We start from the raw sequence: 23,033 nt of genomic DNA on the forward strand, positions 1-23,033 counted from the left end.
GTGATGCAGTGATGCACTGCGGCGTCATCGACAGCAGCCACCCCGCGGGGTGGCTTTTTTCATGCGTCAGCGCAACACGCGATCAAGGTGGGCGCTGAAGTCAGCGGCATTGACGAAGCCCACCACCTGGTGCTGCCGCAGCTCTTGTCCGGCTCCGTCGAAGAAGGCGATGCCGGGCGGGCCGAACAAACCGAGCCGGCGCAGCAGGGCGCGGTCGGCCTCGCTGTGCGCGGTGACGTCGGCCTGCAGCAACTCGAAGCGGGCCATGCGCCGCTGCACCTCGGGCTCGCTGAAGGTGAAGCGCTGCATTTCCTCGCAGGCGGTGCACCAGTCAGCCGACACATCCAGCAGCACCGGCTTGCCGGCCTGGCGCATGCGCTGCTCCAGCTCGGCCAGGGAGGCCACACGCTCGAAGCGCGGATGACCACCGGCAGGCAACGCGCGGGCATCGAGGGCGCCGTTCGCCGTGGCTGCGTTGGCCGCCGAATGCGCCGCCACCAGGTGCGACAAGGGCTGCCACGGATCACGTCCACCGGAGAGCACGCCGAACAGCTGCGCACCGCCCAGCAGCGCCAGCATCACCCCGGCCAGCTTGCCCAGCAGGCGGGGCGCCGCCACGGGGCGCGGCAGGCTCTCGAACGTACCGAGCGCCGTGGCACCGCCCAAGGCCAGTGCCGCCCAACCCACCACCACCACCGGGGGCGGCAGCGCGGGCGACACCATCCACCAGGCCACCGCCAGCAGCAGCATGCCGAATGCATGCTTCACGCCCGTCATCCAGGCGCCGGCACGCGGCAGCAAGGCTCCGGCCGACAGGCCCACCAGCAGCAGCGGCACGCTCATGCCCATGGCCAGGCTGAACAGCGCCACCGAGCCCAGCAGCACATCGCGCGTCTGGCCGATGTAGAGCAGCGCACCGGCCAAAGGCGCTGCCACACACGGCCCCACCATCAGCGCCGACAAGCCGCCCATCACGAACACGCCCGCCCATTGCCCACCGGGCAATCGGTTCGACGCGCCCATCAGTCCGGATTGCCAGCTGGCCGGCAGTTGCAGCTCGTAAAAGCCGAACATCGACAGCGACAGGCCCGCCAGCAACAAGCCGAAGGCGCCCAGCACCCACGGGTTCTGCAGGTAGGCCGCCAGGCCTTCGCCCATCAGCCCGGCCACCACGCCCAAGGCGGTGTAGACCAGCGCCATGCCGAGCGCGTAGGCCATCGACATCGCCAGGCCGCGGCGCCGCGACGGCGTGCCGCCCTGGCCCACGATGATCGACGACAGGATGGGCACCATCGGCAACACGCAGGGCGTGAACGACAGCAGCAAACCCGCCAGCAGGAACAGGCCCGCCACCGTGGGCAGGTGCCCGCCCCGCAAGGCGCCATCGATGCGCGCGGCGGCACCACCGGGGCCGGCGTCGTCAGCCGGTGGCTGGCTCACCGTGGGTGTGGACGTGGACGTGGCGGTGGCTGGCCCGCGGTGCGGGGGCGGTTGCGGCATGTCTTCCGGCTCAGGCACCAGGCTGATGCGCCAGGCGCTGCCGGCTGCATCCGGTGCCTGCAGGCGCCAGCGCTGGGTTTGCGGCGGGTAGCACAGGCCCGCATCGGCACAGCCCTGGCTGGTGACACTGAGCTGCCACACCGGCGCCGTTTGCAGCACCGGCACGCGCATCGCCACCCGGCCCTCCAGCACCTCCACATCGCGCTGCAGGTTGTCGTCGTGCACCCGCTTTCCCTTCGGGGCCACCCAGGTGCCCAGGCGCACGCCAGCATCCACCGTGTCCACGGCGATCTTCTCGCGGTAAAGGTGATAACCGGGCGCCACCTGCCACTGCAGGTCCACCGCACCGTCAGGCCGGGCCAACGCGGTGGCGGCGAAGGCCTGCTCGGGGGGCAGGAAGGTGTCGGTGGCCGCGATGGCCGCGGTGTTGGCTGCCATGGCAACAACCGCAAACGCCAGCCCACCGAACCACTGCCTCAAACCCCGGCTCAAACGTACCGGGCCCAACATCAACACGCCGCACGCAGATCGCATCGTGTGTCCTCCGAAGTAAAGAGGTGGCCGTGCGCATCGCAAGCCACAAAATCAACGCCCTGCTCCCGCAGGAAGTCCGGGGCAGCGGGGCCGCTCAGCATGGCCACGGTGCACAGCGCACCCGCGGCCAGGCAGGCCGGCGCATGCACGCTGATGGACTGCCAGTCAGACACCGGCCAGCCGGTGCGCGGGTCAAGGATGTGGGCATAGCGGCGGCCCGCCACGTCAATGCAGCGCTCGTAGTCACCGCTGGTGGCCAGCGCGCCCTCCAGCAGCGGCCAGCTCACCAGGTTTTCACCGGGCTGGCGCGGATGCGCCACCGCCATCTGCCAGGCTTGCCCGTCGGGGCGCGGGCCCAGCACGCGCAGGTCGCCGCCCAGGTTCACCACGCCGCTGCACTGGCCGGCCTCGATCAGCAAGGTGGCCACACGGTCCACCGCGTACTCCTTGCCCAGACCGCCAAAGTCGATCTCCATGCCCGTGCGCGGCAGGCTGATGAACTCGCCATTCCAGGCGACGTCGGCCCAGCCGATCAGGCCGCAAACCTGCGCCAGACGCGCCGCATCGGGCACGCTGGCCTGCCTGAAATTCCAGGCCCGGCGCAGCACGCCGGAGGTGATGTCGAAACGGCCTTCACTGGCCCGCCAGAGCTGATCGGCAAAGTCGAGCAGGTGCGCGGTTTCCGCGTCCACCGCCACCACCTTGCCGGTGCCGGCCGCGCGGTTGATGCGGCTGACCACGCTGTCGTCCAGGTAGCGCGACCAGGCCTGCTCGATGCGCTGCACTTCCGCCAGCGCCAGCTCGGCCAATGCCTGTGCGCGGGGCAGCGCCACGCCCGCCAGGTGCAGCCGGCAGGGCGAGCCCATGGCCATGAACTCGATCACCCACACCGGACCACCGGGGCCGGGCCGCAGGGTCAGAACTTGTGCGAGAGTCCGATTTGCCATTGCAGTGCCTTCAGCAGGTCAACCCCGGGTGAACCTTGCCCGCCCAGGCGCCAGTCGGCGCGCTGCTCGTAGCGTTCCAGCTTCATGTCGGCGCCCCAGGCGGGGCTCCATTGCCAGGCCAGCTTCAGCCCCAAGCCAAATGCACCAAACGCCGACAGGCGCTGGTCGGTGCTGACATAGGTGGGTGTGCCATTCGGGCCGGGGTAAACGTTGACGTCGTCCACCGGGTCCACATAAAAATCGGCCGCACGCTGCGTGTGATATCTCAGCGACGGCGTCAACGTCCACTGCGCATTCAGCGGCTTTTCAACGTTCAGCTCCACCGTGTGCGCCTGCACGCCAAAGCTGTCGTGGTACAGCCGGTAGCTGCTGCGCACGGCAGCGGCCAGCGCGGGTGACCAGTGGTTCCAGCGCAGCAGCAGCACGCCGCTGTTGCGTTCACGCGGGCGCTCATCAAACAGCTTGTAAGGATCGCTGAAATAGCCCTTGCCCACCGACCAGGTCAGCGTGCCCTGCACCAGGTCGAGCGGGCTCAGCGCATGGGTCACGCCGACCTGCCATTCCACGGTGCGCTTGCGCTCATCCACCACCAGCTCATTCACCGGGTTGATGCGGTCACGCGACAAGCCGATGCCGGCGTTCCAGGTGGTGTTGTTGTCTTCGCTGGCGTGGGTGCCGGTGATCGACAGCGCGTTCGACACATAGTCGTGTTCGCCCGAATGCGAGAGGCCGATGCTCAGGCTCTGGCGCTCGAAGTAGCGGGTCAGTCGCACGTCACCGGCCACCCGGTCGTCGTGCATGCGGCTGGCGCCCGAGACGTCGGTGTAGTAACGCGGCGAAGCGCCCGACACATCGTCATACGTGAGCGAGCCTTCCACCGCCCATTGCCGCCCCAGCGGTGTCAGCAGGTAGAACGACGGCGACTTGACGCTGAGGCGGTCCAGGCCCGGTTGCTTGTCCTGGTAGCCCGACATCTTCACCGCCACCAGGCTGTGCTCGGGGGCTTCCTCGGCCAGGGCCGCGGCCGGCATCACGCCGGGCAGCGCACAGGCGGCCAGCGTGAGTGCGCCAAAGGTGCGGCGGGTGTGGTCAGTTGCAGCCACAGCCGCCTCCCCCCACGCCGGCGCCACCGGCAGCGGCTTCCTTGCTGGCGAAGATGTGCTGGCTGAAACGGCCCTCCAGCGGGTCGCCGTCCATGCGCATCGCCGAGCGGGCCAGGTCGCCCTTTTCCCAGGCTTGCGGCGGCGCAAGCTGGGCGCAGCCGGGCAGCACCAGCAGCGCGGCCAGCGCGGCGGCGGCGGTGGCCGGTCGGGTGAAGGTGGTGATCAATCTCATGGGCACTCCTGCAGATTCACGTGGCGCTGCGGCCGCCGGTGGCGGCCATGCGGTTCAGGGCATCGGTGATGCGGGCTTCGAGCTCGGCCTTGTCGTCCGGGCGGAAGCCGCTGTGGGTCAGCAGCACGCGGCCGTCGGGCCCGATCAGCACCGAGGTCGGCATGCCCTTCACGCCGTAGCGCTTGGGGGTGTCACCTTTGGGGTCGAACGCGACCTGGAAGCGGGCCGGGGTTTCGGCCAGGAACTTGTCTGCATCCGCGCTGCGGGCGTCCAGGTTCACACCCAGCACCTGCAGGCCGCGCGGGCCCAGGCGCGCCTGCACATCGTTCATCCAGGGAAACGATTGGCGGCAGGGGCCGCACCACGAGGCCCAGAAGTCGAGGTAGACCAGCTTGCCTTGCAGCTTCGAGAGCTGCACCCGGCCGGCGGGGCCATCGAGTTCGAAATCAGGGGCAGTTGCGCCAGGCTCGGGCGCTGCCAGCGCAGGGGCTTGGGCAGCCAGATTGGCCACCACGCCGGCCAGGCCGGCACGCATGGTCGAGACGGCCATCGGGGCCAGCAAGGTGGTGCGCAGCCAGGCGCGTCGGGGATGAGGGCGTTGCATTGTGTTCGCTTGTGGGGTGGTGGTGGGGTGGCAGGGTGAAGGCGGTGATCAGGCCGGCCGCTTGCGGCGGGCCCACAGCACGCCAACCGCTGCGGCGAGCATCAGCGCCCAGACCGGATCTAGGAGGGTGTGCGCGCTGCCCAGGGTGCAGCCGCCGCCACCGGTGTTGCTGTTGGCATCCGTGGTGTTGCCGGTGTTGCCGCCCGTGCTGCCACCGGTCGAGCCGCCGGTGGACGCCGCACTGGCCACGCCACTGACGCTGATGACCGCCGGGTTGGTGGCGTTGGACGCCGCCACGGTGACGCTGGCGGTGCGCGTGCCGGCCACCGTGGGCGTGAAGCTGACGATGACGGTGCAGCTGCTGCTGGCCGCCACCTGGCTGCCGGCTGTGCAGGTGCCGCCCAGGCTGTAGTCGGTGGCGTGGCTGCCGCCCAGGGTGACGCTGGTCAGGCTGGCCGCGGCCGTGCCGGTGTTGGCCAGCGTCAGGGTTTGGGCGGCGGCGGTGGTGCCCACGGTGGTGTCGGCAAAGCTCAGGCTGCTGACGTTGCCGCCCCAGCCCAGCAGGGCGGTGGCCGCGGTGGCGCCCGTGCCGGTCAGGGTGATCTTGCCCGGGCTGGTGCTGGCATTGCTGGTGATCGTGACGGTGCCCGTGGCGGCCCCTGCAGCGGCTGGCGCAAAGCCGGCGGTCAGGGTGCAGGCGGAGCCGACGGCGAGGCTGGCCGGGCAGTCGTGGCTCAGGCTGAAGCCCGTGCCCGACACCGTGATGGCACTGAGGGTGAGCGCTGCCGTGCCGCTGTTGGTGAGCGTGGCGGTGCGGCTGGCCGACAGGCCCACCGTGACGCTGCCAAACGCGAGGCTGGTGACGGAGAGCGTGGCCGCCGGCGCCGTGGCCACGGTGATGTAGGTGGCGGCGCGGCCGGTCTGCTGCGAGATGTAGGCCGCGAGGTCATTGAGTTCGCTGTCGCTGAGCTTGCCGCTCAGGAAGGTCATGTCGCCGACGCTCTGGATGCCGAGCTTGATGGTGGGGGCGCTGGCACCCGTGGCGATCTTGTTGCGATTGGCCGAAGGCGCGCTGCCGTGGCAGGCGGCGGCGGCGCAGGTCTGCTTGCCGGTGACGATGACCTTGCCGTAGAGCGTAGCGCCGTTGGTGGCATCTTGGGCCTGCGCGGCGGCCCACGGGGCCATCAGTGCGACCAGCGAGACCAGCGCCGCCAGCAGGCCCGACGGCCGCCCGCGCCGGGGTGGATTCAAGGAGTGAGGCGAAGCGTGCATGGGATCTCCAGGTCAGGCAGGGTGTGCGTGGGGGTGTGCATGAGGGTGTGCGTGTGGGTGGCGGTACCGGCGGTTTGCTGCGTCAAACGCGCCTCAGTGCCAACGGCGCCAGCCACCAGATCAGGTTGAACACGGCGTGCAGCGCGGCGCACGGGGCCACTCGCCGGGTCTTCAGATACAGGCCGCCCAGCACCAGCGCAGGCAGCGCCGTGGCCAGCCCGAACCAGTCGGCCCGCAGCAGCGCATGGGCCAGGCCAAACACCAGCGCGGTGGCCAGCACGGTGGGCCAGGGGCGCCAGCCGCGGTCCAGCAGGCATTGCTGCACGCCCAGGCGAAAGACCACCTCCTCCACCCAGGGCGCCAGCAACACACCAAGGGCCAGCGCCAGCAGGGGCGCCTGGCGCCAAGGCGCGGTCAGGTCGGTCAGCAGGGTGGGCAGGTGGGCCATGGCGGGCTGGCAAACGGGTAGGCGAAAGGACTGTTGAGGCGAACTCGAGGCGCGGTCGGAAGGCTTTTCGGGACCGGATACAGCGTTGGCCCCGTGCCCGTCAGGGGCATTGTGCGCGCAATATGTGCATTAAGCACATTTCAAGTTGTAAGGGTCGTCCGGGCCGGCCCGGCTGGGCGGCTGCCCGGGGGCTGGCTACAGTGGCAGCTGTCACCCAACAAGGAATTCGCCGTGCGTCGTCGCTCCCACCTTCACCTCCTGGCCGCCAGCGTGGCCACCGTCCTGGCATCCCTCGCAGCGCTGCCGGCCATGGCGCAAGCGCCTGCGTGGCCGGGCAAACCGGTGCGCATCGTGGTGCCGGCCCCGGCGGGCAGCTCCCTCGACATCGTGGCGCGGCAGCTGAGCGAGCGCCTGAAGGACCGCTGGGGCCAGCCTGTGGTGGTCGACAACAAGCCCGGCGCGGGCGGCATGCTCGGCACTGACCAAGTGGCCAAGGCCGCGCCGGACGGTCTGACGATCGCGCTGTCCTTCAACGGCCCGATCGCCTTTGCGCCCTACCTTTACAAGAAGGTGCCTTACGACGCCAACCGCGATCTGGTGCCGGTGGTGATGACCACCTCGCAGCCCAATGTGCTGGCCGTGAACGCCGTACTGCCGATCAAGAGCGTCGCCGAGCTCGTGGCCTGGGCCAGAAACAAGCCCGAGGGCCTGAACTACTCATCGCTGGGCAACGGCAGCTCCGCCCACCTGACGATGGCGCTGTTCCTGTCGGAAGCCGGCTTGAGCGGCACGCACATTCCCTTCAACGGCTCACCGCCCGCAGCGCTGGCCGTGGCGCAGGGCGATGTGGACGCCACCTTCATCGTGGCACCGGCGCTGATGGCCCATGTGCGCAACAACCGTGTGCGCCTGCTGGCCGTGAGCAGCGCCCAGCACCCGGGCAGCCTGAAAGACCTGCCCTCGATGGCGAGCGCGGGCTACAAGGCGGTGGAATCGCTCGCCTGGAACGGCTTGTTCGTGCCCACCGGCACGCCGGACGCCGTGATCCAGAAGATCAACACCGATGTGAACGCCGTTCTGGCCGACCCGGCCGTGCGCGCCGCGTTTGACGGCCAGGGCCTGACCCCGGTGGGCGGCACGGCCGCCGAATTCCGCCAGGTGGTGGCCAGCGACAGCAAGCGCTGGGGCGAAGTGATCCGCAAGGTGGGCATCTCGCTCGACTGACATTCATCACGTTTTTCCGGGGTTGAAAAACCTCGGTGCTTGATACCCCCTGGGGGTATGTGACAGAATACCCCAATGGCTATTCTGAACACCCCCCATTCCGGCGCGAGATCCGTCGCCTTGCCCACTGCGTCCCTCGCCTGGCGGGCACCCGCCAAGGTGCGCGCCCTGGCCCTGGCAGCCAGCATGTGGATGGCGGTGGGCGCGGCCACCTCAGCTGCACCGGCCCAGGCCGCGGAAACGCTGCCCGTGACCGTGCCAGTCCTGGTGGTGAAGCAGCGCGGCACCGCCGCCGGCGTCAGCCTCGACGGCGCCGTGCAGGCCCGCCGGCAAGCCACCGTGGCGGCGCAGGTGGGCGGCAATGTGCTCGCCCTGCTGGTGAAGGCCGGTGACCGCGTGAAGGCAGGCCAGCCCCTCGCCCGGCTGGATGACCGCGACGCCAGTGCCGGCCTGCAGCGCACCGACGCCGGGGTGGCCCAGGCCGAGGCCGAACTGCGCAACGCACGACTCGCGGCAGAACGCCAGCGTGAACTGCGCAGCAAGGGCTTCGTCAGCCAGGCCGCGGTGGACACGGCCGAGACCCAACTCAAGGCCGCGCAAGCCGGCCTCGCCCAGGCCAGCGGCGCCCGCAGCCAGGCCGCACTGACCCGCGGCTTTGCCACGCTGGTGGCACCGTTTGACGGTGTGGTGCTGGCCACCCACCTCGACGCCGGCGACCTGGCCAGCCCGGGCCGCCCGGTGCTGACGCTGTACGCCCCCGGCGCCCTGCGGGCCGTGGTGCAGGTGCCGGCCTCGCAAGCCGCCCAGGCCCGCGCCGCACGCCAGGTGCAGGTGAAATTGCCTGATGGCCAGTGGGTAGCCCCGACCGCCGTGCAGGCCCTGCCGGTGACCGACCCGATTTCGCAGACCGTGGAATGGCGCCTGGACCTGGCCGCAGCCGCCGACACCCTCTCGCCCGGCCAGAGCCTGCGGGTGCGCTTTGACGACCCGGCGCCGGATGCGGCTACCAGCACCGCCCCGCTCACCGTGCCACAGGCCGCCGTGCTGCGCCGGGGCGAACTCGACGCCGTGTACGTGCAACGTGAACAGCGCTTCGTGCTGCGCGCCGTTCGCCTCGGCCGCCAGCAAGGCACCGACCGGGTCGAGGTACTGGCCGGCCTGAAGCCCGGCGAGCGCATCGCGACGGACGCCGTGCGCGCCGGCCTGGCCGGTGCCCTGCCAGGAGGTGAGCCATGAGCGCGCCTGAGCACACCCCCGACGCCGCCCACCTCGGCCTGCCCGGCCGCCTGGCCCGCAGCTTCCAGTCGAACGCCCTGACGCCGCTGCTGGCGTTGGTGGCCTTGTTGCTGGGCCTGTTCGCGGTGCTGGTCACGCCACGCGAGGAAGAGCCGCAGATCAACGTGACGATGGCCAATGTGCTGATCGCCTTCCCTGGCGCCAGCAGTGCCGATGTGCAGGCCATGGTGGCGCGGCCGGCTGAGCAGGTGCTCGGCCAGATCGCCGGCATCGAGCACACCTATTCGGTGGCCCGACCTGGCATGGCAGTGCTGACCGTGCAGTTCCAGGTCGGGGTGCCGCGCACCGAAGCCCTGGTGCGGCTGTATGACGTGCTGAACGCCCACCAGGATTGGCTGCCCGCCGGGCTGGGCACCTTGCCCCCGATCGTCAAGCCCAAGGGCATCGACGACGTGCCAGTGCTGGGCATCACCCTGTGGGCCCGTGACGGCCGCAGCGCCAGCGATCTGGAGCCCGTGGCCCACACGCTGGAAGCCGAGTTCAAGCGCGTGCCCGGCACCCGCGAAATCACCACCCTGGGCGGCCCGGGCCGCAGCATCCAGGTGGCGCTGGACCCCTCTCGCCTGCGCGAGCGCGGCGTCGACGTGCTGCGTCTGACCAGCACCCTGCAAGCCGCCAACCAGGGCATGCCGGCTGGCGCCGTGGCCAACCCGCCCGGCGGCATGTTGAGCGTGGAGGCCGGCGACTTCCTGCGCTCGGCCGAAGACGTGGGCGACGTGGTGGTGGGCGTGCAGGCGGGCAAGCCGGTGTACCTGCGCGAGGTGGCCACCATCACGGCCGGTGTGGCGCAGACCGAGCGCCTGGTGTGGCACACGCCCGGCGCGGCTTCGAAGAACGATGCACAGCCTGAGGCGGCGAAAGCAGAGGCCGGCCAACGCTTCCCGGCCCTGACGCTGACCGTGACCAAACAGCCCGGTCGCAATGCCGTGGAGGTGGCCACCGGCGTGCGGGCGCGGCTCGACGAGCTGCGCAACACCGTCTTGCCCGAGGGTGTGGAAGCCAGCATCACCCGCGACTACGGCCAGACCGCCGCTGACAAGGCCAACAAGCTGATCCAGAAGCTGGCCTTTGCCACCGGCTCGGTCATCTTGCTGGTGGGCCTGGCGCTGGGCCGCCGCGAAGCCGTGATCGTCGGCGCTGCCGTGGTGCTCACCCTCACCGCCACGCTGTTTGCCTCGTGGGCCTGGGGCTTCACGCTGAACCGCGTCTCGCTGTTCGCGCTGATCTTCTCGATCGGCATCCTGGTGGACGACGCCATCGTGGTGGTGGAGAACATCCACCGCCATCAGGCACTCACGCCGGCACGGCCTTTGTCAGAAATCATTCCGCTGGCGGTGGATGAAGTGGGCGGGCCCACCATCCTCGCCACGCTCACCGTCATCGCGGCGCTGTTGCCGATGGCCTTCGTGTCGGGCCTGATGGGGCCGTACATGAGCCCGATCCCGATCAACGCCAGCCTCGGCATGGCCCTGTCGCTGATCATCGCCTTCACCGTGACGCCGTGGCTGGCGCTGAAGCTGATGCGCCAGATGGGCCAGGCGGGTCGCACCGATCAGGCCGGCCATGCCGCGAATGACACCCACACACCCGGCGCCCGCCTGGGTGGGCTGCTGGCTCAGGTGCTGAGCCCCTTGCTGCTCAGCACCCGGCGGCGGTGGCTGCTCGCTGCCGGCATCACCGCCGCGCTGCTGCTGTCGATGGCGCTGGCCCTGGTGCCGAACTCGGCCGTCGGCGTGGTGCTGAAGATGCTGCCGTTCGACAACAAGTCGGAGTTCCAGGTGGTGCTCGACATGCCGGCCGGCAGCGCGCTGGAAGACACCGCCGCAGCGCTGCAGGAGCTCAGCCAGTTCCTGGCCGATCAGCCCGAGGTGCAGGACATCCAGGGCTACGCCGGCACCGCCAGCCCCATCACCTTCAACGGCCTGGTGCGGCAGTACTACCTGCGCGCTGACGCCGAGCAGGGTGACCTGCAGGTGAACCTCGTCGACAAGCACCACCGCAGCGACAAGAGCCACGCCATTGCCCAGCGCGTGCGGCCGGAGCTCGACCGCATCGCCCAGCGCCATGGCGCGCGCATCCAGCTCGTGGAAGTGCCGCCCGGCCCGCCTGTGATGAGCCCGCTGGTGGCCGAGGTGTACGGACCGGATGAAGCCGGCCGCCAGCAACTGGCCAAGCGCATCACGGCCGCGTTCGAGGCCACGCCGGACATCGTCGGCGTGCATGACTCGCTGAAGGCCGATGCGCCGCGGGCCTTCCTGCGCATCCAGCGCCAGCGCGCCGAAAGCCTGGGCATTCCGGCAGCCGCCGTGGCCAGCACGGTGCAGGGCGCGCTGTCGGGCGTCGATGTGGCCTGGCTGCGCGATGGCCACAGCAAGTACCCGGTGCCGGTGCGCCTGCAACTGCCGCGCGATGCGCAGGTCGGCCTCGACAGCCTGCTGGCCTTGCCGATGCGCGCGGCCAACGGGCAACTGGTGCCCTTGTCGGAGCTGGTGCGGGTGGAGCGCGGCGTGATCGACAAGCCGCTGTTCACCAAGGACCTGCAAGGCGTGTCGTATGTGTTCGGCGACATGGCCGGCCGGCTCGACTCCCCGCTGTACGGCCTGTTTGCCATCCGCAGCCAGCTGGCCGCAGCCGCCCTGCCGGGCACCGGCGCCCTGGGTGAATGGTGGATCCACCAGCCGTCTGACCCCTTCCGCCAGTACGCGGTGAAGTGGGACGGCGAATGGCAGATCACGTACGACACCTTCCGCGACATGGGCGCGGCCTATGCGGTGGGGCTGGTGCTGATCTACCTGCTGGTGGTGGCGCAGTTCCGCAGCTATGTGACGCCGCTGGTCATCATGGCGCCGATCCCGCTGACGCTGATCGGCGTGATGCCCGGCCACGCGCTGCTCGGTGCACAGTTCACCGCCACCAGCATGATCGGCATGATCGCGCTGGCCGGCATCATCGTGCGCAACTCGATCCTGCTGGTTGACTTCATCGAGCTGCAGACCGGCCAGGGCACGCCACTGGCCGAGGCGGTGGTGAACTCGGTGCGGGTGCGCGCGCAGCCCATCGTGCTGACCGGCCTGGCCGCCATGATCGGCGCCTTCTTCATCCTCGACGACCCGATCTTCAATGGTCTGGCCGTGTCGCTCATCTTCGGCATCCTGGTCTCGACGCTGCTCACGCTGGTGGTGATTCCGGTGCTGTATTTCTCGCTGGCCCTGCGGCGCCAGACACCCGCCTTGCCGCTTTCAACACCCACCCCCATCTGAGGACCCTCACCATGACCGTCGATCGACTCATCCGCATCTTTGCCGGCTCGTTCATCCTGATCTCGCTGCTGCTGGGCGTGGAAGGCAGCCCGCTGTTCGTCAGCCCCTGGGCGCTGGCCTTCACGGCGTTCGTGGGTGCCAACCTGCTGCAGTTCGGCTTCACGAACGTCTGCCCGCTGGGCATCATCCTGAAGCGCCTGGGCGTGCCGGAAAGCCGCCCCGCACGCGTTGTCGGGCCCGAAGCCTGACAATGCGCCGACTGCCTCAACCGCCCCCGACTGAAGACACCGCCATGTCCAACCTGTCCAACGACAAGAGCCGCACCGACATCCTGAACCGCCTCAAGCGCGCCGAAGGGCAGCTGCGCGGCATCCAGCGCATGGTGGAAGAAGGCCAGCCCTGCCTGGACATCGCCAGTCAGATGGCGGCCGTGCGCAAGGCGCTGGACAGCACCTATGTGCGCATGACGGTGTGCTTCATGGAAGAGCAGCTGACCGAGCGCCTGGGCGACAACCCCAAGCAGAAGAAGCATGTCGACGACGTGCTCGAAGACATGCAGGCGCTGCTGGGCAAGGTGCGCTGAACCTGCGGCGCTTCAGTCCCGCCCGCGCGGCAGGCTGAGCTGCGCCACCAGGCCGCCGGCCGGGTGGTTGCTCAAGGTCACATCGCCACCGGCTGATCGGGCCAGCTCTCGGGCAATGCCCAATCCCAGACCACTGCCGCCAGTGGCGCGGTTGCGTGAGGCCTCCAGCCGGAAGAAGGGCTCGAAGACCTGCGCCAGCGCGGCGGGCGGGATGCCCGGGCCTTCGTCGCGGATGCGGATCAGCAGGGCCGACGGGTCATCGGTGACTTCGATGTGCGCCCGCTGGCCATACAGCACCGCGTTGTCCACCAGGTTGCCGATGCAGCGCCGCAACCGGCCCGGATCACCCTCGAAGGGCCCCGCAGCCTCACCGCTCAGCGACACGCTGCGGCCCATCTCCTGCTGATCGGCCTGCACCGCCTGCAGCAGGGCATTCATGTCGATGCTCAGGCGCTGCGCCGGCTCATCCAGGCCGCGCAGCAGGGCCAGGGCGTCGTGCACCATGGCCTCCATGTCGAGCAGGTCCTTGTCGAAGCGCTCTCGCAGCGCGTCGTCATCCAGCAGCTCGGCGCGCAGGCGCATGCGGGTCAGCGGCGTTTTCAGGTCGTGCGAGATGGCCGTCAGCACGCGGGTGCGGCCCTCCAGCGTGGCCACCAGCCGCTGCTGCATGGTGTTCATCGCGCGGGCGGCCTGCTGTACTTCGGCCGGGCCGCTCTCGGGCAGCGGCGGGCGATGCAGGTCGGTGCCCAGTGCCTCGGCCTGCACCGCCAGCACCTGCAGCGGCCGGGTCAGCCAGCGCACCGCCAGCCAAGACAGCAACAGCACGCTGACCAGCAGCACGCCCAGCGTGGCCAGCATGCGCACCGGCAAGCTGGCGGTGTCGGCGGCCATGCGGCTGTCCAGCAGCAGCCAGCGCTGGTTCGCCAGTTGGACCTGCACGTTCAGCACCAGGCCCGGGTGCGGTGGATGGCCATTGGCCGCCTCGCTGCCCGCACCCAGCCGATGCCGGCCCCACCAGCCGCGCTCGGCACGCTCAGCCCCGAGCCCCACCGGGTGCGCCCGCACGATGATCGGGCGGTCCTGACCCAGGCTGGCGCGCAGCAGCGCCATCACCACGCCCGCCTGCGGGCCGGTGTCATCAGCTTCACTGTCAGAAGTTGAAGCGCCGTCCGCGGGCCGACCTGCCTCACGCGACGCAGACGCCAGCCGCACCCGCTGCCCGGGCTGGTTGAGGATGCTGGCCACACGGTCCTGCTCGGCGGGCTCCAGCGAATCGAGCAGGCGCACCACCTCCGCAACCCGCTGGGCCGGATGGGCGCCGGCAGCGCGCAGCATCATGCGGTCGCGCTCGGCCAGGTTGATCCAGGTGCTCAGCAACAAGGCGGCCAGCAGGCCCAGCGACAGCACGCCCATCAGGCGGCCAAAGAGCGAGCGGGGCAGAAAGCGCAGGCGGGGTGCGGCGTGTGCCTTCACCTCTGGCTGCCCGTCGGTTGTCAGATGGCTGCTCATGCCGGCGCCCCGGCTGGCCGCACCGGCACGCTCAGCACATAACCTTCACCACGCACGGTCTTGATCAGACGCGGGTCTTTCGGGTCGTCACCCAGGCGCTGGCGCAGGCGGCTGACCTGCACATCGATGCTGCGGTCGAGCGGGTCGGCCTCGCGGCCTTGGGTCAGGTCAACCAGCTGGTCGCGGTTGAGCACACGGTGCGGGTGGGCCAGAAAGATGCGCAGCAGCTTGTACTCGGCACCGCTGAGCGACACCACCTGCCCGCCTTCCAGCGTTTGCAGGTGGCGCTGCACCGTGTCGAGCACCCACGGGCCGAACTGCAGACGCGCCTGGTCGTCGGGCCGCAGGTTGGGCGGCAGGCTGCGGGTGCGCTTGAGGATGACCTTGATGCGCGCCAGCAGCTCGCGCGGGCTGAAGGGTTTGGGCAGGTAGTCGTCGGCACCCATCTCCAGACCGAGGATGCGGTCCATCTCGTCGCCACGGGCGGTGAGCATCAGCACGGGGGTGTCATTGCCGCGGGCGCGCAGGTCGCGGCACAGCGTCAGGCCGTCTTCGCCGGGCAGCATCAGGTCCAGCACGATGAGGTCGCAGCGCTGCGCCTCCAGCGCGCGCTGCATCGCCCGGCCATCGCCCACGGTGGTGGCACGCAGGCCGTTGCGCTCAAGATACGTGCCCAGCAACTGGCGGATCTCGACGTCGTCGTCAACGATGAGGATGTGGTCTGGCAGGTCCATGGCGCGATTGCATCCGTTCCGGCGCCCGGTGTGGGCCGTGTTTCGTAACGCAGTATGTCAACACCGGCCGCAGATACGCAGTGATGCAAAAAGGCGGGTTCATGACATGCGCGGTTTACACGGGAGGTTTTGAATACGGTTCATGTTGATCACTCCCTCACCGTTCTCGAAAGGAACCTCCATGAACCGCATGCAGAAGATCGCCGTTGCCGCCGCCGCCACCCTGTCCCTGCTGGGTGCCGGCGCGGTGCTGGCCCAGACGACGAACGGCCACGGCCCGTTTGGCCACCACGGCCAGCGCGACGGGGCCGAGATGGCCGCCCAGGCCCAGAAGCGCCTGACCGAAGCCAAGGCGCAGCTGAAGATCACCCCGGCCCAGGAAGCCGCCTGGGGCGCCTTCGCCGCACAGGTGAACAAGCAGGTGGCCGCCCGCCCGGCGCCGCCCACCCCGGAAGAGCACGCCAAGATGGCCAGCGCCCCCGCGCCTGAACGCATGGCACAGCACCTGGCCCGCATGAAGCAGCAACTGGCCGGCATGGAAGCCACGCAGTCGGCGCTGCAATCGTTGTATGGCGTGCTGACGCCGGAGCAACGCGCCACCGCCGACCAGCAATTCCAGCGCCTGATGGCCCGCGGCCCGGAAGGTGGCGGCCATGGCGGCCGTCATGACCACGGCGGCGAACACCGTGGCGGCCCGCGTGACGGCAGCACCGCCCCTGGAGCACCAGCGGCACCGGCAGCCAAGAGCTGACGCTGCAGGCCTGCCAGCCGGGGGCACCGGGCTGGCAGGCCCCATACTGGCGACTCTGGTTTTTTGACCCGGTCGCCCGTCATGTCGTCTGCCGTCCCGCCTTTTTCGACGTCCACGACGTCCTCTTCAGCTGCATCGCCCGCCACGCCCACCCGGGGCCGCGCGCGCCACGCCCTGCCGGCGGACGACCCGCTGCGCGAGGAACTGCACAACGAGATCCACGCGCGCCCCTCGGCCCGCATCCGCCTGCCCGCGCTGGTGGTCTACGTGGCCGTGCTGAACCAGGGCGTGAGCCGCGAAGACGAATGCGCGCACCTGCAGCGCCTGCCTGACAAGGCCGGCCTGACCGTCGCAGACCTGCAACACAACTTCCTGCGCCTGCGCCTGGACGGTGCCACCCTGAAATGGGAGCGCCACAGCGAGTTCACCCGCTACTCGCTGGTGCAGCCGCTGCCCGCCCACGCCGGGCTGGACGCCACGCAGCCCGAACTGCTCAGCCATGTGCAGCTGCCCGACGACTGGCTCGCCAGCATCCCGGGTCAAACCGTGGCCGCCATCAAGCTGGTGATGCTTGAACACCCGATCGACGACCCGCACGCCGCGCTGGCCCTGGGCCAGCAGTGGCTGGGCGGGCGCACCGTGGTCGCATCGTTGCTGGGCCACGGCCACTCGCTGGCGGTGACCAACTTCCGCCTGAGCGCCAGCGGCTTCGAGCGTTTCCTGGTGATCGCCCCGCCGGGGACGGGCGAGACCCGCGCCGGCCGCATCTCGCAGCGCCTGCTGGAGATGGAAACCTACCGGCTGATGGCCTTGCGCGGCCTGCCCGTGGCCAAGGCGCTGGGGCCGGTGCTGGCGGATGCCGAACGGGGTTTGTCAGACATCACGGCAAAGCTGGAGAGCCGCAGCGTGTCTGAGCAAGACCTGCTGGACACGCTGATTCACCAGGCTGCGCGGGTGGAGCGGGCCACGGCCGAACACGGCTACCGCTTCGCCGCCACGCAGGCCTATGACGCGCTGGTGCGCCAGCGCATCACCGAGCTGCGCGAGCAGCCGATTCCCGGCACGCAAACCCTGGGCGAATTCCTGCTGCGCCGCATTTCACCGGCCATGGCGACGGCAGCAGCCACGGCCAACCGGCTGGCGGCGCTGTCGCAGCGCATCGAGCGCGCCAGTGCCTTGCTGCGCACGCGCGTCGACATCGCCACCGAAACCCAGAACCAGCAACTGCTGGCCAAGCTCACCCACGGACAGGAACTGCAGCTCAGCCTGCAGACCACCGTGGAGGGCTTGTCGATCGCGGCCATCTCGTATTACGTGATCAGCCTGCTGCTGTACGGCGGCAAGGCGCTCAAGGCCATGGGCCTGCCGGTGAACCCGGAAATGGCCGCGGGCGCGCTGATTCCGGTGGTGCTGTGGGGCGTGTGGCAAGCCACCCGGCGGGTGCATGCCCGGCTGCACGGCAGCCACGCCCAACAGCCAACGGCCTGAGGCGACATGGACCTGCTGCTGGAAGCCGGTGTGCTTGGCCTGCTGGTGGGCAGCGTGATGGCGCTCACCGGGGCCGGGGGTGGCGTGCTGGCCGCGCCGCTGCTGATGCTGGTGCTGCACCTGAGCCCCTCTGAGGCCACGCCCATCGCGCTGGTGGCCGTGGGCGCTGCGGCCTGGCTGGGCGCGTGGCTGGGCTGGCGCGAGCGCGTGCTGCGTTACCGGGCCGCTGCCCTGATCGGCGGCATTGCGGCGGTGACCGCGCCACTGGGCGTGTGGCTCTCGCACCAGGTACCCGGCCAGTGGCTGAAGGCCGCGCTGGTGGCGGTGCTGGGTTGGACCTGCTTGCGCATGGCCCGCATGGCCTGGCAGCGCACGCCGCCTGACACCCGCGAGCTGGCGTACCGCCCCTGTCAGTTCAACCCGGAAAAGGGCCAGCTCCACTGGACCGCGCCCTGCGCCCGCGCATTGGCTGGAACGGGTGCGAGTGCCGGCTTGCTGTCGGGCCTGCTGGGTGTGGGCGGCGGCTTCATCATCGTGCCCGCGCTGTCGCGCCACAGCACGCTGGACGTGCGCCACATCACCGCCACCTCGCTGGCCGTCACGGCCGTGGCCACGCTCAGCGGCTGGCTGAGTGCACTGCATTTCGGCAGCGTGAATGTGCCGGTGGCGCTGTGTTTTGGTGGCGCGGCCATGGCGGCCATGCTTCTGGGCCAGCGCTTTGCGGCCCAGCTGCCGGCACGCTGGGTGCAAACCGGCCTGGCCGTGCTGGCGGGTGGCCTGGGTGTGCGCCTGCTGGTCAACCTGCTGATGCCTTGATTTCCCTCTACTGACCGAATTGCTCCGATGGCGGCCCACCCCACTCCCCTGAAATTCCTCGTGCCCGGCTGGTATGCCGTTCCGATGGGCCTGTGCGGCCTGGCGCTGGCCTGGCACCGCGCAGCACCCCTGATGGGCGAGATGGCCGACGCCGTGGCACTGGTGGCCGGTGCCGTGGCGGCACTGGTGTTCGGCCTGCTGCTGGTGGCCACCGTGCTGCGCTGGCAACGCCACCCCGAGGCCTGGGCCGAAGACCGCGCGCACCCGGTGCGACACAGCTTCATCGCCACGCTGCCGATTGCAGCGGCCCTGCTGGCCACGGTCGGCATTTCGCTGTTCGGCCCGCACCCGCCGCTGGAGGCCCTGTGGTGGGCCGGCTCGCTCGGGCTGCTGCTGGTCACGCGCTGGGTCTTGACGCGCTGGTGGCTGGGCAACCGCGTGGGCGGGCTGCAGTGGCTCGGCATCACGCCCGCGCTGTTCATTCCGGTGGTGGGCAATGTGCTGGTGCCGCTGGCCGGTGTGCCGCTGGGGCACCCGAACTGGTCAGCGGCGCAGTTCGGCGTGGGCCTGCTGTTCTGGCCGGTCATCACCGTGCTGTTGATGGTGCGCATCGGCACGCAGGGCATGCTGCCCGAGCGCCTGCTGCCCACGATGTTCATCCTGATTGCGCCGCCCACGGTGGCCGGGCTGTCGGCCCTGCAGCTGGGCGCGCCCGAGGTGGTGGGCTGGGTCGCCTGGGGCATGGCCGCGTTCAGCTTCGTGTGGGTGGGCGCGCTGGCCAACCGCATCAAGGCGCTGGCGTTCTCGATGACGCACTGGGCGCTGAGCTTTCCGGTGGCCGCCTTTGCCGCCCTGACGCTGCGCCTGGCCACGCCCGGCAGCCCGATGGCCGTGCTGGGGCCGCTGCTGCTGGCCTTGAGCTCGCTCATCATCCTGGGCCTGGCGGCCGGCACCCTGCGCGGCCTGCGTGAAGGCACGCTGCTGGCGCCTGAGCCGGTAGCCACCATCGTCCCTGCCAGCACGCCGTGACGGCGGCGATGGCAAACTCCCGCGCCATGTCTTCGAGCTCTGCCCCCGTGCCCTCCAACGCCTTGACCGTGGCCTGCCTGTGCGCGGGCTGGTGCAACACCTGCGGCAGCTACCGGCCCTTGATGGCCCAGCTGGCCATGCAGTACCCGGACGTGCGGTTTTTCTGGGTCGACATCGAGGACCATGCCGATGCGCTGGAAGACGATGGCGGTGATGCACCTGACATCGACAACTTCCCCACGCTGCTGGTGATGCAGGGGGACAAGGTCGGCTTCTTCGGCACCGTGCTGCCGCACCTGGGCGTGCTGGAGCGCATGGTGACGCAGGGCGTGCAGGGCCGGCTGCCGGCCCTCAATGACCCGGCCACCACCGGCCTGGCGCAGCGCGTGCTGCGGCTGGCTGAATCAGGCCACGTGCCGGTTTGACACGACCGCGGGCACGCGCTCCGGCCAGCGAGACGCCGCCCAGGCCTGCAGCTCGGAGCCCGGCATGGGCTTGCCGATGTGCCAGCCCTGGCCTTCATCGCAGCCCAGCTCGCGCAGTTGCTCCAGGATGACGGCGTTCTCCACGCCCTCGGCCACCACGCTGAGGTGCCGGTCATGGGCCATGCGGATCAAGGAGCCCACCATCGACGCCTTGTCGGCGTCCTTGTCCATGGTGCGCACGAACAGCATGTCGATCTTCAGCTCATCCACCGGCAGGTCGATCAGCTGCGCCAGCGAGGTGTAGCCCGCGCCGAAGTCGTCGATCGACAGCTTGAAGCCGTGGGCCTTGAGCGCATGCAGGGTTTGCAGCGCACGAACGGGGTCGAGCGCAATCGCGCTCTCGGTGATTTCCAGGCACAGCGCCCGTGGCGGCGCGCCGTGGTGGTCCAGCCGCGCCACCAGCCGGGCCAGCAGATCGGCCTTCATCAGGTCATGGGCCGACAGGTTGACCGACAGGCGCAACTCGAAGCCGTTGGCCGCATGCACCGACCACAGCCGCGCCGCTTCATCGACCACCCAGAGCGTCAGCTCGTGGATGAAGCCGGTCTCTTCGGCGAAGGGAATGAACTGCACCGGCGGCACCAGGCCGCGCACCGGGTGCTGCCAGCGCACCAGCGCTTCGGCGCCCACCAGGTTGGCATCCACCAGACCGAGCTTGGGCTGCAGGTACAAGCGCAGCTCCTGCAGGCGCAGAGCCTGTCGCAACTCGCCCAGCAGCGACAGCGTCTGCGCACTGCCCGCATCGATGGACGGCTGGTAGACCAGCATGCCGGCCATGCGTCGCTTGGCTTCAGACATGGCCAGCAGCGCGTGGGCGAGCAGGGCTTCGGCGCTGTCGCCATGCGCCGGCCCCACCGCCAGGCCGATGCCGGCGGAAAGATCGACCACGCTGTCTTCCAGCGCCACCGGGTGTTCAAACACCTGCTGCAACTGCGTGGCCACCTCGCAGGCGCGGTCCTCGCCGGCACCGGGCAGGAGCAACGCAAATTCATCGCCGCCCAGGCGGGCCACGCACTCATCACCACCCAACGGCAGCTCCGGCAGACGGCGGGCCAGCGCTTGCAGGCGCTCGGCCGCGCAGCGCAGCACGCGGTCGCCCTGCTGGCGGCCCAGCAACTGGTTGACCTTTTCCAGGCGGTCGAGGTTGAGCACCAGCACGGCCACCTGGGCGTGCTGCGCCATGGCGTCGCGCAGCAGCGCCTCAAACCGCACGCGGTTGGGCAGGCCGGTGAGCTTGTCCCAGAAGGCCAGTTGCCGGATCTGCGCCGTTGCATCGGCCAGGTTGCCACGGGCGCCGTCAAACGCCACGGCCAGCTCGCCCAGCTCGTCGCTGCGGCGCAGCGCATCGGGGCTGACCGGGGTGTCGAAGTCGCCATCGCCCAGGCGGCGGCTGGCGGCCACCAGCACCTGCACCGGCCGGGTCAGGTGGCGCGCCATGAACAGGCTGCCCAAGGTGAACACAACCACGCCGATCAGCGTGATCAAACCGAGGAAAGCCTGCAGGCGGCGGTACGGCGCCACGGCTTGATCGATGGAGCGGTACAGCACGGCACGCAGCTCGCCATTGGCCTCACTGGCCAGCACCACGGTGCGGGCCAGCACCGGCTCACCCACACGGCCTTCGGCATCCAGCACGGCCTCGGCGCGACCGGGCGGCAGGGTCATGAGCACCGGCGCGTTCGCGGCCGACATGGAGGTGAGCACCATCGTCGGGCCGGCGTTCGGCCGGCTGGTCACCAACGCTAGCTGGGCGCCCGACAAGGCCTCGACGCCGTCCACCAGTTCCTGGTCCAGCGGGAAGCCCATCACCACCACGTCATTGAACTGCGGCGGCTTGAGCGGCGAGACAACGAACTGGAACGGCCGCCCTTCCACCAGCGTCAGCACGGCGGTGGGCAGTTGCCCGTCCGCGCCGCGCCGCAGCGTGTCCTTCAGGGCCAGCACGGCCTGCTGGCTGGAGTGGCCGGACGCCACGACGTTCAGCGCTGGGTCGAGCAGGGCGGCGAAATTGGCACCGATGCGCCGGGCCTGGTTGTCGAGGGCGTCGCCCACCGTGGCGGCGTCACCGCCCTTCACGGCATCGAGAAAACCGAAGTCGCGCGAGAGCAGCATCAGGCCATCGGACAAGACCTTGGTGTTCTGCAAGAGCAGACGCCGCAAGATGCGCTCGCCCAGCACCATCTGCTCATCGAGTTGCGAGCGGGCATTGGCGTCGATGCTGCGGCCGATGGCCATGAAGCCGATGGCCTGCACCACCAGCAGCAGCACCAGGAACAGCCCGACGATGCGCCGCCCGAGGCTGCGCGTGAAGGGCCGCATCCAGCTCGCGGCGTTCATCGCACCCCCAACTTCACGGCCACGGTCTGGCCGGCAGCGCCAACAATAACGGCCTGCTCGATGCCCGGTGAGCCAGGTGGCAGACCCGCGTGCCAGGTGCGCAGGATGTAGCTGCCGGCCGGCACGTCGGCCAGGTCCAGGTGGCCGTTGGCGGCCGACTTGCCGTACCAGGGCGTGTCGGTGATGACAACCCAGCCGACCATCTGGTCATGGATGTTGCAGCCCAGCACGACCACCCCGGCCTTGTCGAACGAGACCGGCTTTTCCGGCTTGCCAACATACAGCTTGAGTTCAAACTTGCGGGCGTCGGAGAACGAGTAGACGTGGTGCCGCACCGAATCGCGGTTCGGAAACTGCACCTTGGTGCCCACGGTCACCACGGTGACCAGCGGCAGGAAGGCGCGGTTCTCCTGCGCAATGTCGATGCCCTCCAGCGGCTTGACGACTGGCCGGGCACCTTGCGGCTCCAGCATCAGCACGGCGTCAGCCAGGGGCTGGCCTTGCGCGCCACTGACCTGCAGTTTCACCAGGGCGGCCTGGGCAGGCGCCTGCCCCAGCAGGGCGGCCAACAACCCGGCACGCAGCACGACGCCGACCATGCCTGCCAGCGCCGGCGCAGGCTGGCGCTCGCCGGAAACGGGCGCACGGCGACGATAGAAGTTGGACAAACGGCTCATGACGACAAGGGCGGAGGCTGGGTTCGAGGACAGACGCCACCTGACAGTGCGGCGAGTGGCGGTGAAGGGCTCTCACGGGTTTTCGGCAGCGCGACGCGATTCTTGACTGCCCCCCGACGCCTTATGCGCCAAGGGGATAAGGATCGGAGATTTGATTCGTTGGCGATGGCGCCCGCTGGTCTGAAGATGCAAGCACACCAGCCT

At 69.8% G+C, this 23,033-nt stretch carries 21 protein-coding genes; 10 read left to right on the forward strand and 11 right to left on the reverse strand.

Annotated elements, in window-relative coordinates; all coding sequences use genetic code 11:
* Positions 1-66: 66 nt before the first annotated feature.
* From dsbD to AACH00_RS09655, 7 genes are all read right to left on the reverse strand, one after another.
* Positions 67-2,010 (reverse strand): protein-disulfide reductase DsbD, encoded by a 1,944-nt coding sequence (gene dsbD, locus AACH00_RS09625; RefSeq protein WP_423221923.1) that lies wholly within the window; start codon positions 2,008-2,010, stop codon positions 67-69.
* Complete coding sequence (locus AACH00_RS09630) at positions 2,010-2,981, reverse strand: FAD:protein FMN transferase (protein ID WP_341398902.1); 972 nt, start codon at positions 2,979-2,981, stop codon at positions 2,010-2,012. Before AACH00_RS09630 ends, dsbD begins: the two co-directional genes overlap by 1 nt.
* Entirely contained in the window at positions 2,951-4,084 is a 1,134-nt protein-coding gene (locus AACH00_RS09635) for a DUF3570 domain-containing protein (RefSeq protein ID WP_341398903.1), read from the reverse strand. Before AACH00_RS09635 ends, AACH00_RS09630 begins: the two co-directional genes overlap by 31 nt.
* Complete coding sequence (locus AACH00_RS09640; protein ID WP_341398904.1) at positions 4,071-4,316, reverse strand: DUF4266 domain-containing protein; 246 nt, start codon at positions 4,314-4,316, stop codon at positions 4,071-4,073. Before AACH00_RS09640 ends, AACH00_RS09635 begins: the two co-directional genes overlap by 14 nt.
* 16 nt (positions 4,317-4,332) lie before the next feature.
* Positions 4,333-4,920, reverse strand: coding sequence for a TlpA family protein disulfide reductase (locus AACH00_RS09645; RefSeq protein WP_341398905.1), 588 nt, complete (start codon positions 4,918-4,920; stop codon positions 4,333-4,335).
* 48 nt (positions 4,921-4,968) lie between these two features.
* Positions 4,969-6,192, reverse strand: coding sequence for a choice-of-anchor D domain-containing protein (locus AACH00_RS09650; protein ID WP_341398906.1), 1,224 nt, complete (start codon positions 6,190-6,192; stop codon positions 4,969-4,971).
* Between the two features lie 82 nt (positions 6,193-6,274).
* Positions 6,275-6,640: a JDVT-CTERM system glutamic-type intramembrane protease gene (locus tag AACH00_RS09655; protein ID WP_341398907.1), complete on the reverse strand. Its 366-nt coding sequence runs from the start codon at positions 6,638-6,640 to the stop codon at positions 6,275-6,277.
* A gap of 231 nt (positions 6,641-6,871) precedes the next feature.
* On the opposite strand from AACH00_RS09655, the gene AACH00_RS09660 reads away from it, so the two are divergent.
* From AACH00_RS09660 to AACH00_RS09680, 5 genes are all read left to right on the forward strand, one after another.
* Positions 6,872-7,864, forward strand: coding sequence for a Bug family tripartite tricarboxylate transporter substrate binding protein (locus AACH00_RS09660; protein ID WP_341398908.1), 993 nt, complete (start codon positions 6,872-6,874; stop codon positions 7,862-7,864).
* 120 nt (positions 7,865-7,984) lie between these two features.
* A complete protein-coding gene (locus AACH00_RS09665) occupies positions 7,985-9,100 on the forward strand; it encodes an efflux RND transporter periplasmic adaptor subunit (protein ID WP_341398909.1) in 1,116 nt (371 codons plus the stop codon).
* Positions 9,097-12,420: an efflux RND transporter permease subunit gene (locus tag AACH00_RS09670; RefSeq protein WP_341398910.1), complete on the forward strand. Its 3,324-nt coding sequence runs from the start codon at positions 9,097-9,099 to the stop codon at positions 12,418-12,420. The genes AACH00_RS09665 and AACH00_RS09670 overlap by 4 nt, the downstream gene beginning before the upstream one ends.
* An 11-nt stretch (positions 12,421-12,431) precedes the next feature.
* The gene (locus AACH00_RS09675) at positions 12,432-12,668 is read left to right on the forward strand and encodes a YgaP family membrane protein (protein ID WP_341398911.1); all 237 of its coding nucleotides are present in this window, start codon (positions 12,432-12,434) and stop codon (positions 12,666-12,668) included.
* Positions 12,669-12,712: 44 nt separating this feature from the next.
* Positions 12,713-13,003, forward strand: coding sequence for a metal-sensing transcriptional repressor (locus tag AACH00_RS09680; RefSeq protein WP_341398912.1), 291 nt, complete (start codon positions 12,713-12,715; stop codon positions 13,001-13,003).
* 12 nt (positions 13,004-13,015) lie between these two features.
* Here AACH00_RS09680 and AACH00_RS09685 read toward each other — a convergent pair whose 3' ends face one another.
* Positions 13,016-14,512, reverse strand: a complete 1,497-nt coding sequence (locus tag AACH00_RS09685) for an ATP-binding protein (RefSeq protein WP_341398913.1) — start codon at positions 14,510-14,512, stop codon at positions 13,016-13,018.
* On the reverse strand, positions 14,509-15,246 hold the full coding sequence (locus AACH00_RS09690; RefSeq protein WP_341398914.1) for a response regulator: 738 nt from the start codon (positions 15,244-15,246) through the stop codon (positions 14,509-14,511). The genes AACH00_RS09685 and AACH00_RS09690 overlap by 4 nt, the downstream gene beginning before the upstream one ends.
* A 181-nt stretch (positions 15,247-15,427) precedes the next feature.
* Between AACH00_RS09690 and AACH00_RS09695 the strand changes: the two genes are divergently transcribed.
* The 5 genes from AACH00_RS09695 (at position 15,428) to AACH00_RS09715 (ending at position 19,755) form a co-directional block, all read left to right on the forward strand.
* Positions 15,428-15,997, forward strand: coding sequence for a Spy/CpxP family protein refolding chaperone (locus tag AACH00_RS09695; RefSeq protein ID WP_341398915.1), 570 nt, complete (start codon positions 15,428-15,430; stop codon positions 15,995-15,997).
* An 81-nt stretch (positions 15,998-16,078) separates the two neighbouring features.
* The gene (locus tag AACH00_RS09700; RefSeq protein ID WP_341398916.1) at positions 16,079-17,485 is read left to right on the forward strand and encodes a DUF3422 family protein; all 1,407 of its coding nucleotides are present in this window, start codon (positions 16,079-16,081) and stop codon (positions 17,483-17,485) included.
* Positions 17,486-17,491: 6 nt separating this feature from the next.
* The gene (locus AACH00_RS09705; protein WP_341398917.1) at positions 17,492-18,301 is read left to right on the forward strand and encodes a sulfite exporter TauE/SafE family protein; all 810 of its coding nucleotides are present in this window, start codon (positions 17,492-17,494) and stop codon (positions 18,299-18,301) included.
* A gap of 27 nt (positions 18,302-18,328) precedes the next feature.
* Entirely contained in the window at positions 18,329-19,330 is a 1,002-nt protein-coding gene (locus AACH00_RS09710) for an SLAC1 anion channel family protein (protein WP_341398918.1), read from the forward strand.
* 26 nt (positions 19,331-19,356) lie between these two features.
* Positions 19,357-19,755, forward strand: coding sequence for a thioredoxin family protein (locus AACH00_RS09715; RefSeq protein ID WP_341398919.1), 399 nt, complete (start codon positions 19,357-19,359; stop codon positions 19,753-19,755).
* Here the strand turns inward: AACH00_RS09715 and AACH00_RS09720 are convergent.
* On the reverse strand, positions 19,735-22,152 hold the full coding sequence (locus AACH00_RS09720; protein WP_341398920.1) for a bifunctional diguanylate cyclase/phosphodiesterase: 2,418 nt from the start codon (positions 22,150-22,152) through the stop codon (positions 19,735-19,737). The genes AACH00_RS09715 and AACH00_RS09720 overlap by 21 nt on opposite strands.
* Entirely contained in the window at positions 22,149-22,829 is a 681-nt protein-coding gene (locus tag AACH00_RS09725) for a methylamine utilization protein (RefSeq protein WP_341398921.1), read from the reverse strand. Before AACH00_RS09725 ends, AACH00_RS09720 begins: the two co-directional genes overlap by 4 nt.
* Between the last annotated feature and the right edge of the window lie 204 nt (positions 22,830-23,033).

This window comes from Ideonella margarita (assembly GCF_038066635.1).
Classification (GTDB): Bacteria; Pseudomonadota; Gammaproteobacteria; order Burkholderiales; family Burkholderiaceae_C; genus Ideonella; species Ideonella margarita.